The organism is Rhizobium sp. PRIMUS64 (genome assembly GCF_023006465.1).
GTDB classification, from domain to species: domain Bacteria; phylum Pseudomonadota; class Alphaproteobacteria; order Rhizobiales; family Rhizobiaceae; genus Rhizobium; species Rhizobium leguminosarum.
In genome coordinates this window covers 1-223 of sequence record NZ_JALBGX010000393.1, presented here as the reverse complement: position 1 = coordinate 223, position 223 = coordinate 1, and the positions used below count along the sequence as shown (strand labels likewise).

Genomic DNA, 223 nt, shown 5'->3' with positions numbered 1-223 from the left:
CGATATCAAGATCGACGGGCGCGACATCAGCGGTCTGCATCCCTCCAAGCGCGACATCGCCATGGTGTTCCAGTCCTATGCGCTCTATCCGAACATGACGGTGGCCGGCAATATCGCCTTCGGCATGGAGATCCGCGGCGTGCCGAAGGAGGAGCGTGTCAAGGCGATCGGCCAAGTCTCCGACATGCTGCAGATCGGTCATCTGCTCGACCGCAAGCCGAGC

1 pseudogene is annotated in these 223 nt (G+C 61.4%); it reads left to right on the top strand.

Annotation, left to right across the window (positions count from 1 at the left end):
* A pseudogene (locus MOV76_RS39705) lies at positions 1-223 on the top strand (sugar ABC transporter ATP-binding protein); the annotation flags it as partial.